The following is a 19319-nucleotide window of genomic DNA, read 5'->3' as shown; positions in this document are numbered from 1 at the left end:
GCCCCCAGGCTACGGTAAAAGACATGGCGGACGGCACGACATTGGCGCAGCGGCAGACAACGCCGCGCACGGGGCTCAAAGCCGGCGCAGTGGTCGCTGGAGTCCTTGCGGTTGTGCTCGGAATCGGGTTCGTGACAGACGCGGCGGGCACGGCGAGCATCGAGAAGCGCTTGGCGGCGAACGCACGCGCCGCAGACGATTTGGCGGCAGACCCGGAGACGTACGTCGGCGGTTTACCGTTCGCGCAGGTCCGCTTCACCGATGAGGTGCCGCGCGTGAGTTTCCAGGCGCTCGATGTGCAGGTAGACGGCATTGGCATCGCCAATTCCCGCACCGACATCTACGAGATCACGATCCCCGCAGATAAGGCCTACGACGCTGACTTCATTGGTGCGCGCGCCAAACGCGTGGAGAACACGCTGTCGCTCGATGGCGTCGCATTCGGCCAGTTACTGGGCATGACGGACCTGGACATCGCCAACCCGTACAACATCTCCCCGACCGGCGGCAGCGAGGCCGAAGCCCAGCTCTCCGGCACCGTCCCCGGCACAGAGGAGAAAACCACCGCGGTGGTCACCCTGCGTCTGACCGGCACAACCTTCCGCATGGAGCCGAAGCAGCTTATCGACGTCCCCGACGCGCTCACCGACACCGTCACCTCCGCCTACACCCTCGAACTAGACACCCGCGACCTACCGATCGGTGCGCAGGCAGACAAAGTCGACGTCTCCGGCGGCTCCATCCGCTTTTCTGCACAACGCCGGGATGTGGAGCTGACCCAAGACATGCTCTCGCCGGTAGCCGCCACTGCCCGTTAGGTCCCGCGGTGACTACTGTGGGTAGGCATGGACAACACCGACAACGGCACGAACCCTGAGCGCAACGCCTTGGACGGCAACGAGGCAGTCAACCTCGCCGCAGAGCAGTCGAAGAACACTGCGCACCGCAACATCCCGGCGCTGGGGCTCGATGAAATCCCGCTTCCGGACGACACCGCGAACCTGCGCGAAGGCCCCAGCCTGCACGACGGCCTCCTGGCACTGCTGCCACTGGTGGGCGTCTGGCAGGGCACCGGCCAAGCCGTCGACGACAGCGCTGCTGACGGCGACTCCGCCGAATACGCCTTCGGCCAGCAACTGATCATCTCCCACGACGGTGAGAACTACCTGCGCTTCGACTCCCGCACCTGGCGCATCGATGCTGACGGCAACCCCGTCGGCGCTGACCAGCGCGAGACCGGCTTCTGGCGCATCTCCCTCGACGACGCCATCGAGGTCACCCTGACCAACTCCCGCGGCCTGGTGGAGATCATGTACGGCGAGCCCGTCAACGAGCGCGCCTGGCAGCTGCAGTCGGCCTCGACCATCGCCACGGAGACCGGCCCCGCCACCCACGGCCCCGGCAAGCGCCTGTACGGTCTCATGCCGAACAACAACTTGGGCTGGGTCGACGAGCGGGTCGCCGCCGGCTCCACCCAGGACGACATCACCTTCATCCCCTACATGTCGGGCGAGCTCAAGCGCGTGGCTGGTTAACGGTCTCGCTGTGCTCGGCCGTTAAGAAGTGGCTGGGGTTGCCAAAGCTGCGTCGATAAGCTGGCGCAGCTTTTTCTCGTCCTTCTTGGACGGTGCAGGCAGCTCCTCCCCGTCGATCGTGGTGACGCGCACCCCGCCGCGGACGGAGCTGACTAACCATACCTGGTCGGCGCCTCGCAGGTCAGCGACGGTGAGGTCTTTCTCTTTGCACTTCCAGCCGTCACGCTCGGCGTGAGTGAACACGGACGCCTGTGTCGTGCCGGGCAGCACGTCGCCGCCCGTGACCGGCGTCCGCAGCTTGCCGCCGCTGACCACCAGCACAGACGATGTCGCTCCTTCCAGGACGCGGCCGGACGCGTCGACGTAGATGACATCGTCGTATCCGTTCTGCTTCGCCCACCGCAGTGCAGCCATCGCCGCGGCGTAGTTGAGCGACTTCGCGCCGACAGTCAGCCACGGCGCGGCGTCGGCGTCGCTGCCGCTGGCTAAGGTGTAGCCGCGCTGCGCCGTCATCACGCGCACACCATTCTCGCGCTGGTCCAGCTGCTCCTGCGGAATCGGCCGGACCGTCACCCAGGCGCTGGGCACGCCCGTCGACTCACGCCCACGGGTGTAGGTCCACTGGCACTTCGCCTCCACCTCGGCTGCATCGAGTCCGGACTCGCGCACGAAGTCCCCCACTGCCTCGGCTGTCGCCTTCTCCCACGTCGCCGCTTCCGGCGCGGGCAGGCCCAGCAGCTGCGCAGAACTTTGAAAGCGTTGCACATGTGCCGCCAGATTCACCGGTTCACCGTGGCGGATGAGGATGGTCTCAAAGCAGCCGTCGCCGCGCGTGACGGCAGCATCGTCCCAGTACACGTGCGGAAGGTTGGCATTTTGGCGTCGCAGGGAACCGCCGAACGGCTCCACGAGATAGATCACTGGCTGTTGGGCGCGCATACCGGCCCATTATGCCCGCGTAGGATCGGACAGGTGAGTTACCGTTCGCCTATCCTCGCCGTGCGCGGCGCCACAGAACTACCCGACGCGTCGCTTATCGACGCCGCAGGCGTCCCCTCCCACTACAGCGACCCCCTGCGCGAACAACGCGCACTCGAACGCGGCGGGGTGGTCATCGACCGCAGCCACCGCCACGTCATCCGCGTCGCCGGGCCTGACGCGCCGGTGTTCCTGAACAACCTGCTCTCGCAGAAGCTTGACGATGTCTCCCCCGGCTTCACCGCCGCCGCCCTCGACCTGGACATGCAAGGCCGGATCCTCCACCACGCCGATGTCACCCGCACTGAGGACGCCTTCTACCTCGATGTCCCCTCCTACGCCTTCGAGACTTTCCTCGACTTCCTGACCAAGATGATCTTCTGGTCCGACGTCACCGTCGAAGAGGCGGACCTGGCCATCCTCACCGTGCTCGGTGCCCCGTCTTCCTTCGACCCAGGCGTGCTCGCCGCGACTCCCGCGTTCGTGCGCACCGTCGACTGGCGTGGCCCGCGGCGTGTCGACATCGCCGTCCCGCGCGAGGAGTTGATAGACGCTTTCCGCGCGCTTACCGGTGCCGACGGCGCGGCACTGACGCCCGCCGGCATCATGACCTTCACAGCCGAGCGCATCAAGGCCCTCGAACCAGAGCAGCGTGCAGACCTCGACGCCAAATCCATCCCGCACGAAGTGCACACGCTCATCGCCCGGGGCGGCAACCTGGGCGCCGTGCACCTGGACAAGGGCTGCTACCGCGGCCAGGAGACCGTCGCGCGTGTGGAGAACCTCGGCCGTTCCCCACGCCTTCTGGTCATGCTGCATATCGACGGTTCTGCCCCCGTCGACCCCCAGCCCGGTGACACCATCACCATGGGCGGGCGCACCGTCGGACGCCTCGGCTCCGTCGCGCACGACTGCGACTACGGTCCGATCGGCCTAGCGCTGGTGAAGCGGTCTGTTCTCAACGCCCCAGCCACACCGGGCCCCGCCGCGGCTGTCGGTGCGCAGCTGGAAATCCTCGCGGGCACCGGCGCAGACGACGCCGACGGCACAGAAAGCGCCGCCGATCCAATCGTCATTTCCGCGTCCGTCGACCCTGACTCTCTCCCTGCGGATGAGGGCCAGCGGGCGGGGCGGGTGGCCGTCGATAAGCTGCGCGGCAACGCGAAAACGCACCCCACCACATAAAAGCGGGGTGCGCGTAAGCGAGCTTATCGACGCTGCGCGTCGTCCTCCGGATCCCAGTCCGCGTACTCAGCGTACTGCGGGTCTACCTCGTAGTCGTCGGAGTCATCCTCGTCCCACTCGGAACGGGTGGGCTCGCCTGCAAGCTCACGCTGGAGCGAATCCAGATCCATGTCAGGCGTGTTGTACTTCAGCTGGCGTGCAACCTTGGTCTGCTTTGCTTTGGCGCGTCCGCGGCCCATGGCGTGACCCCCTTGAGGTGTCCTAAAGGGCGGCTCGGGAATTCGGCGGCCCTTTTCATATCTTAAAAATTTGTCCTGCAAGCCATAATAGCGTGCGAGTCAAATTAACGCGCACACAGCCGCCGCCTGCGCAAACACGGCCACACGAGCAGCGCAGGAAAATTTTAGAAAGAGTGGGATCCCACAAGCACAGCGCGTGCACCCTCGTCTGCGTCGGTGGTGCCGCGGACTTCGCCAAGCTCCCAGCATTCGACGTGGCGGGCGGTGAGCATCGCCAGCGCGCGGTCGCGGTCCTCCGGCGCAACGATGGCGACCATGCCGACACCCTTGTTGAAGGTCTTCTCCATCTCGGTGTCCGGCACCTTGCCCACGGAGCGGATCGTGCGGAAGATTTCCGGCGGGCTCCATGTCGCGCGGTGCATTTCCGCGACCTTGCCTTCGGGGATGACGCGCTCCATGTTGCCCACCAGGCCGCCGCCGGTGACGTGGCAGAACGTGCGCACCTCGCACTCGTTGGCCAACGCCAAGCAATCCAGGGCGTAGATGCGGGTCGGCTCCAGCAGCTCCTCGCCGAGGGTGCGACCCAGCTCCTCGATGTGGCCGTCCAACGGCAGGCCGGCCTTTTCCAGCAGGACGTGGCGGGCCAGCGAGTAGCCGTTGGAGTGCAGACCAGAAGAGGCCATGCCGATGATGACGTCCCCCTCGCGCACGCGGTCCGGCCCGAGCACCTCCTCAGCTTCCACCACACCGACAGCGGTGGCGGACACGTCGTACTCGTTCTCCCCCATCACGCCGGGGTGCTCCGCAGTCTCCCCGCCGAGCAGAGCGCATCCGGCCTGAACGCAGCCCTCGGCAATGCCGCCGACGATATCGGCAATCTTCTCCGGCACCACCTTCCCCACCGCGATGTAGTCCTGCAGGAACAGCGGCTCCGCGCCGCAGACCACAAGATCGTCGACGCACATGGCCACCAGGTCGATGCCGATGGTGTCGTGCTTGTCCATCGCCTGGGCGACGGCGAGCTTCGTGCCCACACCGTCCGAACCAGCCGCGAGCAGCGGCTGCTTGTAGTTACCCAGCGCGAAGAGACCGGCGAAGCCTCCCAGGCCACCACGGACCTCGGGGCGGGTGGCGCGCTTGGCGTGGTCCTTGATCAGCTCGACTGCGCGGTCGCCTTCCTCAATGTTGACGCCGGCAGCGGCGTAGGAGACTTCCGACTCGGGGGTGGTCATGGTTTAAAACATCCCTTCCTGAATGCGGCGCACGGCATCCGCGTTCACGTTGTTCTCCGGCAGGCCCAGCGGGTAGTGGCCGTTGAAGCAGGCCGCACACAGGCTTGCCGCGGGCTGCTCCGTGGAGGCGATCATGTCGTCGATCGAGACGAATGCCAGTGTATCCGCACCGATGACGCGGCAAATGTTCTCGGCGACAGCGGCATCATCCCCGCCGGCGTTGTTAGCAATCAGCTCGCCCGGGCTGGCGAAGTCAATGCCGTAGAAGCACGGCCACTTCACCGGCGGCGACGCAATGCGCACATGCACCTCGGCAGCGCCCGCTTCACGCAGCATTCGGATCAGTTTGCGCTGCGTGTTACCGCGGACGATGGAGTCGTCCACGACCACAAGCGATTTGCCCTCGATGATCTCGCGCACCGGGTTGAGCTTTAACCTCAGGCCCAGCTGGCGCAGCGTGTCCGACGGCTGGATGAACGTGCGTCCCACGTAGGCGTTCTTCATCAGGCCCTGCGCGAACGGAATGCCAGACTCTTCGGCATAACCGATCGCGGCGGGAGTGCCCGACTCCGGCACAGGCATGACGACGTCCGCATCCACCGGCGCCACATGCGACAACCTACGGCCAATCTCCAGGCGGGCCGCGTTGACTGTCTTGCCCTCGATGACCGAATCGGGGCGGGCAATGTAGACGTACTCGAATACGCAGGTCTTCGGCGCCGGGTCGGCGTAACGTTCGGTGTGGATGCCGGAGGCGTCGATCGCAATGAGCTCGCCCGGCTCGATGTCGCGCACGAAAGAAGCGCCCGTGATGTCCAGCGCGGATGTTTCAGAGGCGATGACCCAGCCCTTCTCCAGCCGGCCGAGCGACAGCGGGCGCACACCGTGCGGGTCACGGGCGGCGTACAAAGTGTGCCCGTCGGTGAACACGAGGCAGAAAGCGCCCTTGATCTGCGGCAGCAATTCGCGGGCGGAATCGAGCAGGGTGCGCTCGCCGGTCACTCCGTCGGCAAGCAAGGCGCTGACAACAGCCGTGTCGGACGAAGACCCCTGCCCGTCGACGCCGTCGCGCGGGACGAGCTTGCGCGCAACTGCCTCATCGCGCAGTGTCGCGTAGTTCGTCAGATTGCCGTTGTGCGCCAACGACACATCGGTGCCGTTCGGCGAAGTCCGGAACATCGGCTGGACGTTCTCCCAGCTCTGCGCACCAGCTGTGGAATAGCGGGTGTGGCCGATCGCCACGTCGCCCTGCAACGCGTCGAGGATCGCCTCATCGAAAACCTGGGAGACCAGTCCGCTGTCCTTGAAGACCACGATGCGCCCCTGGTCGCCCACCGCGATGCCCGCACCTTCCTGGCCGCGGTGCTGGAGGGCGAACAGGCCGAAGTACGTCAGCTTCGACACGTCCTCCCCGGGCGCCCACACCCCGAACACACCGCATTCTTCGCGTGGCTCGGGCTCGTCTGCTTCCAGATTCAGCATCGGGTTCTGCACCTGCATAACTTTAGTGGATCAGCCGCGTAGAGGGGCAATCAGAACCGCACCACGGGCAGGCCAGCAGCCACATCCCCGGCGCGCGAACCGGAGGCGCTCACCCGGCCGTCAGCGACCGCTTCCGCAAACTCAGCCTGCCCCGTCGCCAGCTGCAGCCACACCTCCGGCGCCATCTCCACCACATTCGGCGGCGTCCCGCGGGTGTGCCTCGGCCCTTCCACGCACTGCACCGCCACGAACGGCGGGACCCGAAGTTCCACAGTGTGACCGGGGAGTTCGTCGGCGAGGGCGCGGGCGGTGCGTCGACAAGCATCTGCGAGCTGGGCGCGCGGCGGACGCGGCTGCGACGGATCCTCGATCCACCCGCGCACCGCCTCAACAGCCGCACGCGTCACAACAGGATCATTCTTCGGAGCCATGACGCCCATCCTAGGCCGACTCAGCCTGCTCACCCAGCAAGGACTAAGGTCAGAGCAATGACCGAGAAGGTAACGCCGACCAAAGACCCCTCCATCACCCTGCGCTTCATGGCCGCCCCCACCGACGTTGTGCTCGCCGGATCCCAAGGAGTCTCCGGCGGCCGCGTGCTCGAATGGATCGATAAAGCCGCCTACGCCTGTGCCGCCCAGTGGTCTGCGACCTACTGCGTCACCGCCTACGTCGGCCACATCCACTTCACCCGCCCCATCCCGTCCGGCCACATCGTCGAGGTGCGCTCCCGCATCGCCATGACTGGGCGTTCCTCCATGCACATCGTCAACGAAGTGCTCTCCGCCGACCCGCGCGAAGGCGTGTTCACCCGTGCTTGCGACTGCCTAGTCATCTTCGTGGCCAAGAACCCCGAGACCGGCAAATCCATGCCCGTGCCCGCCTTCGTGCCCACCACCGACGAGGAACGCCGCGTCCAAGAAGCCGCGAAATCCCGCATCCAGCTGCGCGACGAGATCGAAACCGAAATGCTCAAGCAGTCCTACGACGGCGACTCCGGCGCCCCGCGCATCATCCACCGCTTCATGGCAAAACCCACCGACATCAACTGGGGCGGCAAAGTCCACGGCGGCACCGCCATGGAATGGATCGACTCCGTGGGCACCTCCTGCACCATGGAATGGTCCGGCGAACGCACCTTCGCCGTTTACGCCGGCGGCATCCGCTTCTACAAACCCATTTCCATCGGTGACCTCATCGAAGTCGACGCGCGCATGACACGCACCGGCAACAAATCCATGAACGTGACCACGCACGTGCGCGCCGGCGACCCCCGCGGCGGCCGCGACAATCTGGCCACCGCCATCCATGCCACCTTCACCTACATGGCCGTCGACATCGACGGTACCCCCCTGCCCGCCCGCCAGTTCACCCCCGTCACCGACGAGGACAAGGCCCTCTGGGAGCACACGCAGATCCTGCAGGACCTGCGCCAGGAGTACGCGCCGATGCCCCTGGTCGAGCCGAACCCGGCCCGCCAGACCGTCGACTAGACGGCCAGCCCGTACGTTTCTGGCAGCAGGAAGACCGGGGCCTGAACGCTTGTACACAGCGCTCCAGCCCCGGCCTGTTTGATTGGTTTGGCCGTTAGGCGTTCGCGGGGACGAGATCGTGGATGACAGCATCTTCACCCATGAAGAACCGGGCGTGCGTACTGCGCAAAGTCTCAATGTTGTCCGAACGAATCACGACCAGTTCAAGATCGGGGTCAGTCCGCTCTGTTTCCAAACGGATGCACTCGCGCGATGCTTCATGAGCATCCTCATACGGGGTCAGATTGAGCCGTCCCGTTGGACGGTGGTACTCGATCAGATAGGCGATCATGAGTCATCCCCCTCCTTCATCTGTGAGGCAGGTTTCGCTTCTAAGTAGGCAATTTCGGAACTGGTTACGGCCATCAATTCTAGTATCTCTGCCGTCTCTTGGTCAGATCGCTGCAGGTTGCGCAGAACGAGAGCATCCGCGATATCTGCTTGCACACTCAGATCCCGCAGCAACATCTCGCGCCTTTCCTCGATGGACCGGATTGCTTCAGAGAAGAAACGCACCCTTTCAATGATCGCGAACAATTCAGGGAAGTCACTCTCCTGAGGCTCCTCATAACGGATCGAGCGCCCGACTTTGTCTCCAAGAAACTCGTTCAGGCTGGCCCAGCGTGATTGCAATGACGTCCGGAGTTGAATCTCCACTCGGCCAGCTGGCATACGCAACCAAAGATGAATGGCGCGATACCCCTGCTGGGTATCCTGACGGTAATCACGCACATTCACAGAGGCACCCATGTCAGAGAATGCAGATTCAAAACGGCCAGCTAGATAAGTTTGCGCGGTCAAACCCGCCTCGATATCGTATCTGACACCTGCAAAATCCTGTATCGAATCAAGACTCATTCCGATACGTCCCAGCTTTGCGGTGAGCGTGTCTTTGCTCTTCGTGCGATCGCTGCCAAACACACGTGAAATTGAATGAAGATGGTCGCTATCACCATATTCTTCCTGGTAGCGAGCGATCACACGCTCACACGTTTCACGTATAAGCACGATTAGGTCCTGGTGCCAGGCCACGATCTCCGCGTACTTCTCTACATCCAGACCCTCGCCCACCATGAGCGCTTTTCCGGCTCGCTTCATATCGCCCTTCGAGAAAGGCGGCTTACTGTTCAGATCCACTTCAAGCCCCTCCTTAGCTACGTTCAAGTGGATTGGTTTTGCACTTTAAAACGTCTGACCGACACGACTTGCCCTATCGTCGAACGTGCGTTCGATTAGCACTGCGGCTAACCGCCCTGTCGCTCCTAGTCACATGCAGCCAGGACTTCCCGTTGCGTGAAAAGGAAACTCCCCGGCCACCGCTCTTGCGAAGTGAGGCGGGTGCCGGGGAGTATGCGGTTAAAGCCCTGCGTTTACACCGCAGAGTTCGGGGCGTCGGCGTGCGCGAACAGGCCAGGCAGTGTCGCCGACCACGCGGCACGCAGCGCCGCGACAGATACGCTCTGACCGGCGGCTGCCGTGCCGTCGGCGAACGTGATGTCACCGGAAAGGTTCGTCGAGCCGACAATGCCCACCGGAATGCCCAGCTCGGTGGCGTCGGCGACAACGCGGTCGACGCGGTCCGGGCTGCACGCGACGAGCACGCGGGAAGCGGACTCGGAGAACAACGCGGTGAATGCATCCTCGTGCACACCGGACAGATCCAGCTCCGCGCCCTTCTCGGTCTCCTTGATCATCTCGAAGACAGCCTGCGCCAGCCCGCCTTCGGACAAATCGTGGGCGGCGGTGAGGCCGCGGGCGGGTGAACCGTCTGGGCGATCCGAATCTTCGGCGGCTGGGGATTCGGGCGCGAAGAATTCGGCCAGGCGCGCCTCGTTGGCCAGGTCGACCTGCGGCGGCAGGCCGCGCAGCGGCGCACCAGAGATCTCCTGCCACACGGAACCGCCGAACTCGTCGCGGGTCTCGCCCAGCAGCACGAGAATCTCGGATTCACCGTTGTTGACCACGCGCGGGCTGACGGATGCAGCCACGTCGTCCATCACACCGAGCACGCCGACGACCGGCGTCGGCAGGATCGGGGTGTCTCCAGTCTGGTTGTAGAAGGACACGTTGCCGCCGGAGACAGGGATGCTCAGTTCGACTGCGCCGTCGGCAAGCCCGTGGACTGCCTCGCGGAACTGCCACATCACGTCGGGGTGCTCCGGCGAGCCGAAGTTGAGGCAGTTGGTCACGGCGACCGGCCGCGCGCCGGTGACCACGACATTGCGGTACGCCTCAGCCAGCGCCAGCCGCGCACCCATGTTGGGGTCGAGGTAGGTGTAGCGTCCGGATGCATCGGCGGAGACGGAGACACCGCGGCGGGTGGATTCGTCGATACGCAAAACGCCGGAGTCCGCGTGGCGCGCTTGCACCGTGTTGCCGCGCACGTAGCGGTCGTACTGCTCGGTGATCCAATCGCGCGAGCACAATGCCGGCGATGCGACCATCTTCAGCCATGCGTCCGCCAGGTCTTCCTGCTTATCGACGTCACCAGCCACCTGCACCTCATCCATCCACTCCGGACGAGCCCAGGGACGGTCATACACCGGAGCTTCGTCGGCGATCGTGGACGGCGGAGCGTCGAGAACGACCTCACCGTCGTGCTCGATGACCAGGCGGTCGCCCTCGCCGGTGACCTCACCAATCTCAGCGCAGTTGACGTCCCACTTGGCGCAGATCTCTTTGAAACGCGCGACATTCTCCGGCGCAACGACAGCGCACATGCGCTCCTGCGACTCGGAGGCGAGGATTTCTGCGGCGGTCATGTTCTCTGCGCGCAGCGGGACAGCGTCGAGGTTGACGCGCATACCGCCGTCGCCGGCAGCAGCCAGCTCGGAGGTCGCGCAGGCTAGGCCCGCGCCGCCAAGGTCCTGGATGCCCACGACCACGTCAGCGGCGTAGAGCTCGAGGCAGCACTCGATCAACACCTTCTCCGCGAAGGGGTCGCCGACCTGCACGGCGGGCAGCTTGCGCTCCGCACCATCTTCGAAGCTCTCAGAAGCGAGGACGGACACGCCACCGATGCCGTCGAGGCCGGTGCGCGAGCCGAACAGCATGACCTTGTTGCCCTTGCCGGACGCGAAGGCGAGCTTGAGGTCCTCGACCTTGAGCGTGCCCACGCACAGCGCGTTGACCAGCGGGTTGCCGGCATAGGTCTCGTCGAAGCAGGTCTCACCACCGATGTTGGGCAGACCCAGCGAGTTGCCGTAGCCGCCGATACCGGACACCACACCCGGCAGAACGCGCTTCGTGTCTTCCGCGTCAGCCGGACCGAAGCGCAGTTGGTCCATGACCGCGATCGGGCGGGCACCCATGGCCATGATGTCGCGGACGATGCCGCCGACACCGGTCGCCGCACCCTGGTAGGGCTCGACGTAGCTGGGGTGGTTGTGGGACTCAACACGGAAGGTCACCGCGTTGCCGTCACCGATGTCAACCACACCGGCGTTCTCACCGATCCCGGCGAGCAGCTTCGCGCCCATTTCTTCCGTCATCGTTTCGCCGAAGTAGCGCAGGTGCACCTTCGAGGACTTGTAGGAGCAGTGTTCTGACCACATCACGGAGTACACGGTCAGCTCCGCATCCGTGGGGCGGCGGCCGAGGATCTCGCGGATACGGGCGTACTCGTCGTCCTTCAGGCCCAGCGCGGCGTACGGCTGCTCCTGCTCAGGCGATGCCTTCGCGGCCTCGACAGTGTCATTGTGTACGGCCACAGTTACGCTCCAATCTTGGAAATCTCGTTGAGTGCCGAGCGGATCAGCCCCAGGCCATCGGTCGACGGGCCCGTGAGCGTATCGACGGCATGTTCCGGGTGCGGCATAACCCCCACCACACGACGATTCTTACTGGTCACACCGGCAATGGAATTGATCGAGCCGTTGAAGTTGTCCGTGTAGCGGAACACGACGCGACCTTCTGCCTCGAGCTCGTCAATGGTGGCCTGGTCGGCCTGGAACCGACCCTCGCCGTGCTTCGCCGGAACAAGAATCTTGGAGCCGGAGGTGAACTCGTTCGTCCACGCAGTCTCGGTGTTGGCCACCTCGAGGTAGGTGTCCACGCAGTGGAAGTGCAGCCCCTCATTGCGCGTCAGCGCGCCCGGCAGCAGACCCGCTTCGGTGAGGATCTGGAAACCGTTGCAGATGCCCAGCACCGGCATGCCTTTATTCGCAGCGTCCACGACAGCGCGCATCATCGGCGCCATTGCAGCGATCGCGCCCGAGCGCAGGTAATCGCCGTAGGAGAAGCCGCCGGGCACGATCACCGCATCCACACCGGTTAAATCCTCGTCGGCGTGCCACAACGGCTTCGGCTCGGCGCCGCCGTTGCGGACGGCGCGGATCGCATCAACGTCGTCAAGCGTGCCCGGGAACGTGATCACTCCGATCGTCGCGGTCACTTGACTTCCTCCCGCACGATGAAAAAGTCCTCGATAACCGTGTTGGCTAGCAGCGTTTCCGCCACGCGCTGAAGCTCCTCGTCCGTCACGGAGTCCTGCACCTCAAGCTCGAAACGCTTGCCCTGGCGGACATCCGTGACACCATCGACACCGATGCGCCCCAGCGCACGGTGCACCGCCTGGCCTTGCGGGTCCAGAATTTCAGCCTTAGGCATGACATTGACTACGACACGTGCCATGAGAATCCTTCGCGTGAGATCGTTTCTGAAGCTGCCAAAGAACAGCAGAAATACTCGGCCAGTATATCCGACAGGGCCCACACTCCATAGACGACAGAACACTGTTCGTATTGAAATCCGTTTTCAACAATGGTTTGATGAGTCCTATGAAACAACCGCGATTCAGCCCCCTCACACGAGCCCTCTCCGCCACCTCCGCCGCAGTCCTGGCCGGCGCCGCTCTCGTCGGCTGCTCCACCGACTCTGCCTCCGGTGGCGACGGTGTTGAAGGGGCCGGCGGGGCTGACCCGGCCAGCGTCGTGGCCACCACGAAGGTGTGGGCCGATGTCGCCTCCGCCGTCACCGGCACCGACGTCAACGCCATTATTAGCGACGCCTCCCTCGACCCCCACTACTTCGAACCCAACGCCAAAGACCTCACCCGCCTCAAGCAGGCCGGCACCGTCGTCGCTAACGGCGGGCATTACGACGCCGCCCTCTACACCGTCGCCGAGCAAGACCGCGTCATTCACGCTGTCCCGCTGCAGAACCACGGCGCGGAAGAGGAGCACGATCACAGCCACAGCGATCACGAGCACGATCACGAGCACGATCACGACGGTCATGACCACGGCGACCACTCCACCGCCGGACTGCCCCAGGACATCGACCAGCTCGAGCACGTCTGGATGGCGCCGAGCAAGGTCAAAGACGTTGCTGCCCAGGTTGAAGAGAGGGTTGGGGGTGACGCTGGGAGCGTCGAAAAGCGAATGGGCGCGATCGAAGACCGCCTGGCCGCGTTGCCCCACGTGCACGTGGCTATGACGGAGACGATCGGCGCGCCGCTGATTTGGGGCACGGAGCTGCACGATCTCACCCCGGAGGAGTACTCGCGTGCGGCCCTCAACCACTCCGAGCCGTCAGTGTCAGCAGTGGCGGACTTCATCGAGCAGATTGAAAGCGGCGATCTTGACCTGCTCATTGTCAATCCGCAAAGCAGCAACAACGCCACCGACCGCCTGGTGAAGGCAGCGGAGGAGAACAACGTGCCCATCGTCGAAATTCGCGAGACCCCGCCGGAGGGCACGAACTTCCTCGATTATTTCGAGCAGGTCGTGGGCGACATCGCCGCGATTGCCGAGAAGGCCGAGCCGCAGCCCGAGACCGAAATCGACAGCCGCGTCGGCTAAGCTCCCCCACGTGATTGCGCAGTTCACCGGCGCCGCTGTCGCGCCATTGTGGTCGGGGGTGGACCTGACCGTCGAGCGTGGCGAATTCATCGCCGTCCTCGGCCCCAACGGCGTGGGCAAATCGACGTTGCTGCACACCATTTTGGGCACGCGCCGCCTCACCGCCGGAGAAGTCGACGTCCGCGGCCGCGTCGGGTTCATCCCGCAGCAGCAGATGTTCCCGCAGGATCTTCCGGTGCGCGGGCGCGACCTTGTTTCGCTCGCCCTCTCGCATGGGCGTCGGCCGTCGCGCAGCGCTGTCGACGAACTACTCGTCGCTGTCGGCGCTGAACGGTTCGCCGACAAGCGTGTGGGCCTGCTTTCCGGCGGGCAGCAACAACTCATCCGCCAGGCTCAAGCGTTGGCGAAACAACCCGAGCTTTTGCTTGCCGACGAGCCCCTCCTCTCCCTCGACCTCGCCCGCGAACGGCAGACTGTGGCACGGCTGAAAAACTTAGACGCTGCCGTGCTGTGCGTGACGCACTCGATCAACCCGTTCCTTGATGTGGTCGACCGCGTTCTCTACCTGGGCCCGAAAGGCCATGCCGTCGGCACTGTCGGCGAGGTCATGCGCTCCGAGGTGCTCAGCGAGCTCTACGGCACGCGTGTCGACGTCATCGAAGCGAACGGACGCATGGTGGTGCTGTAATGGACGGATTCTTTGAGATGACCCAGTACCTCCTGGGCATGGACTTCGTGCAGGCAACGCTGGCTGCGTGTGCACTGCTGGGCGTGCTTTCCGGTGTGATGGCGCCGTTGATCGTGCTGCGGCAGATGTCGTTTTCCGTGCACGCGACCTCAGAGCTGGCGCTCATGGGGGCCTCCGCGGCGCTCCTGTTCGGTCTCAACGTCGGCGTAGGCGCTGTGGCCGGAGCGGTCGTCGCGGCAATCGTGCTGGCGGCGCTCGGCTTCCGTGGACAGCAGGACTCTGCGGTCGGCGTGGTCATGAGCTTCGGCATGGGTTTGTCCGTGCTGTTCATCCACCTCTACCCCGGCAATTCCAACCGCGCGCTGTCGCTGTTGACCGGCCAGGTTGTCGGCGTGTCCGGGCACAACGTCGCCCTGCTTGCGGTCACGACGGTCGCCGTTGTCGCCGCTGTAACAGTGCTGTGGCGGCCGATGCTCTACGCCTCTGCCGATCCCATCATGGCTGCGGCATCGGGCGTGCGGGTGCGCGCCATGTCCATCACGTTCGCGGTCCTCGTCGGCATCGCCTCGGCGCAGTCGGTGCAGATCGTCGGCGCCCTGCTGGTCATGTCGCTGCTGATCACACCCGGCGCAGCAGCATCTCAGATCACAGCGAACCCGGTTCACGCGGTGGGGTGGTCGGTCCTGTTCGCCGAGGTCGCCGCCGTCGGCGGAATGATCCTGTCGCTGGCGCCGGGGGTACCGGTCAGTGTCTTTGTCGCCTTCATTTCCTTCGGGATCTACCTGGTCTGCCGCGTCATCGGCGGCGTGCAGCGGCGCCGGATTAGCGCTTAGGCTTCTTCAGGTCCCGGTAGTTGACCGGCTTCAACCCTTCGTCGGCAGCCTCGACGGCAGCCTGGACGAAGTCGTTGCGCACCTTTTTGGAGTCCAAGTTGCGCCCCGAGACCGACAAGCGCACCGTGTTGCCGCGTTTCGCGCTGCGGACCGCCGCGTTGATCACGTTGCGGCGCCACCAGCCAGCTGCGCCGTAACCTTCACCCACCGACAGGTTGCGGGCGTACTCGATGTCGCCGCTGCGCAAGAAGTGAATGCCGCGCTCAGACGCGGCGAGCCGGAAGTCGAAGTGCTGCAGCGCCACGAGCGTCCCTTCCGACATCCGCCAGCGCGGCGGAGCGAAGGTGTCCAGCTCGAAACCGAGCTTCGCCATTTGCCGCGTCGCACCTTTGAGACGCAGGCGCGCTTCATGCTCCTCCAGCGCGGCGAACTCGGCGCGGCGACCCTGCACGGGCTGGTCGAAACCGTTGAGGATCAGGCCCCGCCCGGTTTCCATTTGGTCATGCAGCCACCCGCGGGTCGACTTGTCTTTCGCCAGGTGCCACTTCTTGTCGATGTGCGGCGCCACCAGCAACGACACTGGAATTTCGCGTTCATCTAAGTCGGCTACGAGCTTCTGGACGTCTCTACGCGTCTCATCAAAAATCGACGAGACAGAGACAAGCAGGTAGCCGGGCATAGGCACTAATTATTCCACAGCGCCTGCGGACGTGCCCGGCCCGACCGCGACTGCGCCGGCTGTCGCCAGGGTCCACGCGTATTCGAATGCGGTCTGCTTCCACTTCGCGTACCGGCCCGATACGCCGCCGTGCCCGGCCGCCATCTCAGTCTTGAGCAGGAACTGCCCTCCCGTGGCGGTGTCGCGCAGCTTGGCGATCCATTTCGCCGGCTCCACATACAGCACGCGCGTGTCGTTGAGACTGGTCACCGCGAGGATGTCCGGATAGTCCTTGGCCTCGATGTTCTCGTATGGCGCATACTGCACCATGTAGTCGTAGACCTCCGGGTCGTGGTACGGGTCGCCCCATTCTTCCCATTCCCCCACGGTCAGCGGCAGTTCCGGCATGAGGATAGAGGTGAGAGGGTCGACGAACGGCACGATCGCCTGGATGCCGGCGAACTTCTCCGGGGCAAGGTTCGCCACCGCGCCCATGAGCATGCCGCCAGCGGAGCCGCCTTCCGCGACGAGTTGATCGTAGCTGGTCACGTCCGCGTCCACGAGGGCGTCAGCGCAGGCGATGAAGTCGGTGAAGGTGTTCATTTTCTCCAGGCCTTTACCGTGGTCGTACCACAGCCGGCCCATTTCGCCGCCGCCGCGCACGTGCGCGCACACCCACACCATTCCGCGGTCGAGCAGACTCAACCGAGCGACGGAGAAGCCCGGGTCCATCGACGCTTCGTACGAGCCGTATCCATACAGCAGGCACGGCTTGTGCTTATCGACGCCCACTTCGACATCCCGCCTCCTCACCACCGACATCGGAACCTTCGTCCCGTCGCTAGCCGTGGCCCACATGCGCTCGGCGATGTAATCGGACGGGTCGTAGCCGCCTTCGATCTCCTGCTCCTTGAGCAATGTGAACTCGCCAGTAGCGACGCGGTAATCCAACACCTGCAACGGCTGCGTGTAGGAACCATAGGTCACGCGCACAACCGGGGTGTCCCATTCCGGGTGGCCGCCCAAGCCAGCGGTGTAGAGCTCTTCAGAGAACTCCAACTCCTTGAACTCGCCGAAACCGCCGGTGAGGCCGGCGACGGCGAGGCGGCCGATGCCGCCGCGTCGATACGCGAGGAACATGAAGTCGCGGTAGACGTCGGTGCCTTCGATGCGGCGCTCGTCGTCATGCGCGATGAGCTCGTCGAGCTCGCGGATCGGCGGCAACCCCGCATCCACCTGCTCGGGGACGGGGCACGTGCCGACGGCGAAGTTCGGGCCGTGCGCGTTATGCGTGATCACCCAATGCTCCCGCTCACTGTCTGCATCACCTGTATCACCGAGGACGGCCAAGTCGACGAAGTACTCCACACCGGACTCGCGGGGCCACAGCAGCTGGAACTCGCCTTCAGGGTCGGACATCGGCAGCACGCGGTTTTCCGACGTCAGTGTCGACGAAGCAATAAGGAACAGGTAGCGCTCGGAACGGTCTGCGGCGATGCCGACACCGAACTTCTCGTCATCCTCTTGGTAGACCAGCACGTCATCGGCGGCGTCTGTGCCGCGGCGGTGGCGCCAGATTTGGTGGGGGCGCCACGCGTCGTCGACACGCGTGTAGAAGAGGTAGTCCTCCCCCGCCCACGTCGCGCCGTAGAAGACGCCGGGAATGACGTCGACGAGCAGTTCGCCCGTCTCGAGGTCTTTGATGCGCAGGTCGAAGCGCTCGTCACCAGCCGTGTCCACCGAGTACGCCAGGTAGCGGCCCGACGTGGTCACACTGGAGGCGCCCATGGAGAAAAAGTCGTGGCCCTCGGCGAGAGCGTTGCCATCGAGGATGGTCTGCTCGCCCGGCAGACCGGAGCCGTCAGCGGGAAGGGTGGGGGCGGTCCAGGGATCGGTGGAATCGTCGACACGCACGCGGCAGCTGATGCCGTAATCCTTGCCTTCCTCCGTGCGGCCGTAGTACCACCAGTCGCCCTGGCGCTGCGGCACGGACATGTCGGTCTCTTTGACGCGCGACTTGATCTCGCCGTAAATCGCGTCGGTGAGCTCGGTCAGGTGCGCCGTTTGCTCCTGCGTGTACGCGTTTTCCGCCTCCAGGTACGCGATGGTCTCCGGATTGTCCTTGTCGCGCATCCATTCGTAGTCGTCGACGAAATCACGACCGTGGAAACTGCGGGTGACGGGGTGCTTCGCTGCTTTAGGTTGCTGCATCTAGATGAACTTCTTTCCGCTCAGACGCTCGTAGGCCTCGATGTAGCGCTCGCGGGTGGCCTCCACCACCGAGCCCGGCAGCTCCGGCGGCGGTGTGCCGCTATCCGCATCCCAGCCGGACTTCTGGCTCAGCCAATTGCGCACGTACTGTTTGTCGAAGCTCGGCTGCGCCTCCCCTTCCTTATAGGAATCCGCGGGCCAGTAGCGGGAGGAGTCCGGGGTGAGAACTTCGTCGGCAAGCACCAGCGTGCCGTTGTCATCGAGCCCGAACTCAAACTTCGTGTCCGCGAGAATGATCCCGCGCGACTCCGCGTACTGCGCCGCCTTCGTGTAAATCGCCAGCGTTGTCTCGCGCAGCCGCGACGCCAAGTCCTCGCCGAGCTCCCGCGCCATGTAGTCGTAGCTGACGTTGACATCGTGGTCGCCCTGCTCCGCCTTCGTCGCCGGCGTGAAAATCGGCTCCGGCAATTTCGACGCCTCCACCAAGCCGTCGGGCAACTCAACGCCACACACCGAGCCCGTCGCGTCATATTCCTTCTTGCCCGAGCCAGTCAGGTACCCGCGCGCCACGCATTCGAACGGCACCATGTCCAATCGCTTCACGACGAAAGCACCCCCCAGCACATCCTCCGGAATCCTCCCGTCATCCAACGGGCCGGCGAGGTGATTCGGGAACTCCGCGAGCAGGTCAAAGAAGAACGCACTGGTCAGTGTAAGGATTTTGCCCTTGTCGGGAATCTCCGGGTCGAGAGAATAATCGAAAGCTGAGATCCGGTCAGTGGCCACCATCAGCAAGGTGTCCGTGTCGATCTCGTAGATCTCGCGGACCTTGCCGGCAGACAAATGCTTGTAGTCAGAAAGCTCAGGACGCATGCTGGCGACTCTACGCCGGTTCACTTTCCCACGTCCCACCACCGGCCTTCATGGAAGGGCGTGCGTCGTGTG

Annotated in this window: 20 protein-coding genes; 7 read left to right on the top strand and 13 right to left on the bottom strand. The window is 64.4% G+C overall.

Translation table 11 applies throughout. The annotated features are described in order from the left end of the window. The first annotated feature begins 23 nt into the window (after nucleotides 1-23). Nucleotides 24-818, top strand: coding sequence for an LmeA family phospholipid-binding protein (locus KBX18_RS07620; RefSeq protein ID WP_255995506.1), 795 nt, complete (start codon nucleotides 24-26; stop codon nucleotides 816-818). A 27-nt stretch (nucleotides 819-845) separates the two neighbouring features. Beyond that, a complete protein-coding gene (locus KBX18_RS07615) occupies nucleotides 846-1535 on the top strand; it encodes an FABP family protein (protein WP_255995505.1) in 690 nt (229 codons plus the stop codon). A 21-nt stretch (nucleotides 1536-1556) separates the two neighbouring features. On the opposite strand, the gene KBX18_RS07610 is transcribed toward KBX18_RS07615, so the two are convergent. Further along, a complete protein-coding gene (locus KBX18_RS07610) occupies nucleotides 1557-2474 on the bottom strand; it encodes an aminodeoxychorismate lyase (protein WP_255995504.1) in 918 nt (305 codons plus the stop codon). Nucleotides 2475-2507: 33 nt separating this feature from the next. Between KBX18_RS07610 and KBX18_RS07605 the strand changes: the two genes are divergently transcribed. Continuing rightward, nucleotides 2508-3698, top strand: coding sequence for a folate-binding protein (locus KBX18_RS07605; RefSeq protein ID WP_255995503.1), 1191 nt, complete (start codon nucleotides 2508-2510; stop codon nucleotides 3696-3698). Between the two features lie 23 nt (nucleotides 3699-3721). Here the strand turns inward: KBX18_RS07605 and KBX18_RS07600 are convergent, their stop codons facing one another. From KBX18_RS07600 to KBX18_RS07585, 4 genes are all read right to left on the bottom strand, one after another. Next, entirely contained in the window at nucleotides 3722-3937 is a 216-nt protein-coding gene (locus tag KBX18_RS07600; protein ID WP_005288680.1) for a DUF3073 domain-containing protein, read from the bottom strand. A 164-nt stretch (nucleotides 3938-4101) separates the two neighbouring features. Then, entirely contained in the window at nucleotides 4102-5169 is a 1068-nt protein-coding gene (gene purM, locus KBX18_RS07595) for a phosphoribosylformylglycinamidine cyclo-ligase (RefSeq protein ID WP_255995502.1), read from the bottom strand. Nucleotides 5170-5172: 3 nt separating this feature from the next. Continuing rightward, nucleotides 5173-6669 carry an amidophosphoribosyltransferase gene (purF, locus tag KBX18_RS07590; protein WP_255995501.1) on the bottom strand — a complete coding sequence of 499 codons (1497 nt, stop codon included), beginning with the start codon at nucleotides 6667-6669 and terminating at the stop codon, nucleotides 5173-5175. Between the two features lie 32 nt (nucleotides 6670-6701). Next, entirely contained in the window at nucleotides 6702-7091 is a 390-nt protein-coding gene (locus tag KBX18_RS07585) for a sterol carrier family protein (protein ID WP_255995500.1), read from the bottom strand. A gap of 48 nt (nucleotides 7092-7139) precedes the next feature. On the opposite strand from KBX18_RS07585, the gene KBX18_RS07580 reads away from it, so the two are divergent. After that, entirely contained in the window at nucleotides 7140-8144 is a 1005-nt protein-coding gene (locus KBX18_RS07580) for an acyl-CoA thioesterase (protein WP_255995499.1), read from the top strand. 94 nt (nucleotides 8145-8238) lie between these two features. Here KBX18_RS07580 and KBX18_RS07575 read toward each other — a convergent pair whose 3' ends face one another. The 5 genes from KBX18_RS07575 to purS form a co-directional block, all read right to left on the bottom strand. Next, nucleotides 8239-8475, bottom strand: coding sequence for a hypothetical protein (locus KBX18_RS07575; RefSeq protein WP_255995498.1), 237 nt, complete (start codon nucleotides 8473-8475; stop codon nucleotides 8239-8241). Further along, nucleotides 8472-9320: a hypothetical protein gene (locus KBX18_RS07570; RefSeq protein ID WP_255995497.1), complete on the bottom strand. Its 849-nt coding sequence runs from the start codon at nucleotides 9318-9320 to the stop codon at nucleotides 8472-8474. Before KBX18_RS07570 ends, KBX18_RS07575 begins: the two co-directional genes overlap by 4 nt. Nucleotides 9321-9553: 233 nt before the next feature. Further along, nucleotides 9554-11893, bottom strand: a complete 2340-nt coding sequence (gene purL / locus KBX18_RS07565; protein WP_255995496.1) for a phosphoribosylformylglycinamidine synthase subunit PurL — start codon at nucleotides 11891-11893, stop codon at nucleotides 9554-9556. Nucleotides 11894-11895: 2 nt separating this feature from the next. Beyond that, nucleotides 11896-12576, bottom strand: coding sequence for a phosphoribosylformylglycinamidine synthase subunit PurQ (gene purQ / locus KBX18_RS07560; RefSeq protein WP_255995495.1), 681 nt, complete (start codon nucleotides 12574-12576; stop codon nucleotides 11896-11898). Beyond that, nucleotides 12573-12815 (bottom strand): phosphoribosylformylglycinamidine synthase subunit PurS, encoded by a 243-nt coding sequence (gene purS, locus KBX18_RS07555; RefSeq protein ID WP_255995494.1) that lies wholly within the window; start codon nucleotides 12813-12815, stop codon nucleotides 12573-12575. Before purS ends, purQ begins: the two co-directional genes overlap by 4 nt. 146 nt (nucleotides 12816-12961) lie before the next feature. Here purS and KBX18_RS07550 point away from each other — a divergent pair, with 146 nt between their 5' ends. From KBX18_RS07550 to KBX18_RS07540, 3 genes are read left to right on the top strand one after another with little or no spacing between them, the layout of a single operon-like run. Beyond that, nucleotides 12962-13984: a metal ABC transporter solute-binding protein, Zn/Mn family gene (locus KBX18_RS07550; RefSeq protein ID WP_255995493.1), complete on the top strand. Its 1023-nt coding sequence runs from the start codon at nucleotides 12962-12964 to the stop codon at nucleotides 13982-13984. 10 nt (nucleotides 13985-13994) lie between these two features. Then, nucleotides 13995-14672 carry a metal ABC transporter ATP-binding protein gene (locus KBX18_RS07545; protein WP_005288646.1) on the top strand — a complete coding sequence of 226 codons (678 nt, stop codon included), beginning with the start codon at nucleotides 13995-13997 and terminating at the stop codon, nucleotides 14670-14672. After that, a complete protein-coding gene (locus KBX18_RS07540) occupies nucleotides 14672-15505 on the top strand; it encodes a metal ABC transporter permease (protein ID WP_255995492.1) in 834 nt (277 codons plus the stop codon). Before KBX18_RS07545 ends, KBX18_RS07540 begins: the two co-directional genes overlap by 1 nt. Here the strand turns inward: KBX18_RS07540 and KBX18_RS07535 are convergent. Genes KBX18_RS07535 through KBX18_RS07525 form a run of 3 tightly spaced genes read right to left on the bottom strand, consistent with a single transcriptional unit; the run spans nucleotide 15495 to nucleotide 19247 of the window. Then, complete coding sequence (locus KBX18_RS07535) at nucleotides 15495-16184, bottom strand: DUF2334 domain-containing protein (protein ID WP_255995491.1); 690 nt, start codon at nucleotides 16182-16184, stop codon at nucleotides 15495-15497. The two genes, KBX18_RS07540 and KBX18_RS07535, sit on opposite strands and share 11 nt — an antisense overlap. A gap of 9 nt (nucleotides 16185-16193) precedes the next feature. Next, nucleotides 16194-18374: a S9 family peptidase gene (locus tag KBX18_RS07530; RefSeq protein ID WP_255995490.1), complete on the bottom strand. Its 2181-nt coding sequence runs from the start codon at nucleotides 18372-18374 to the stop codon at nucleotides 16194-16196. Further along, nucleotides 18375-19247: a phosphoribosylaminoimidazolesuccinocarboxamide synthase gene (locus tag KBX18_RS07525; RefSeq protein WP_255995489.1), complete on the bottom strand. Its 873-nt coding sequence runs from the start codon at nucleotides 19245-19247 to the stop codon at nucleotides 18375-18377. Between the last annotated feature and the right edge of the window lie 72 nt (nucleotides 19248-19319).

It is taken from the genome of Corynebacterium sp. CCUG 69979 (assembly GCF_024454095.1).
Lineage (GTDB): Bacteria > Actinomycetota > Actinomycetes > Mycobacteriales > Mycobacteriaceae > Corynebacterium > Corynebacterium genitalium.
This window is presented reverse-complemented; position numbering and strand designations above follow the sequence as displayed.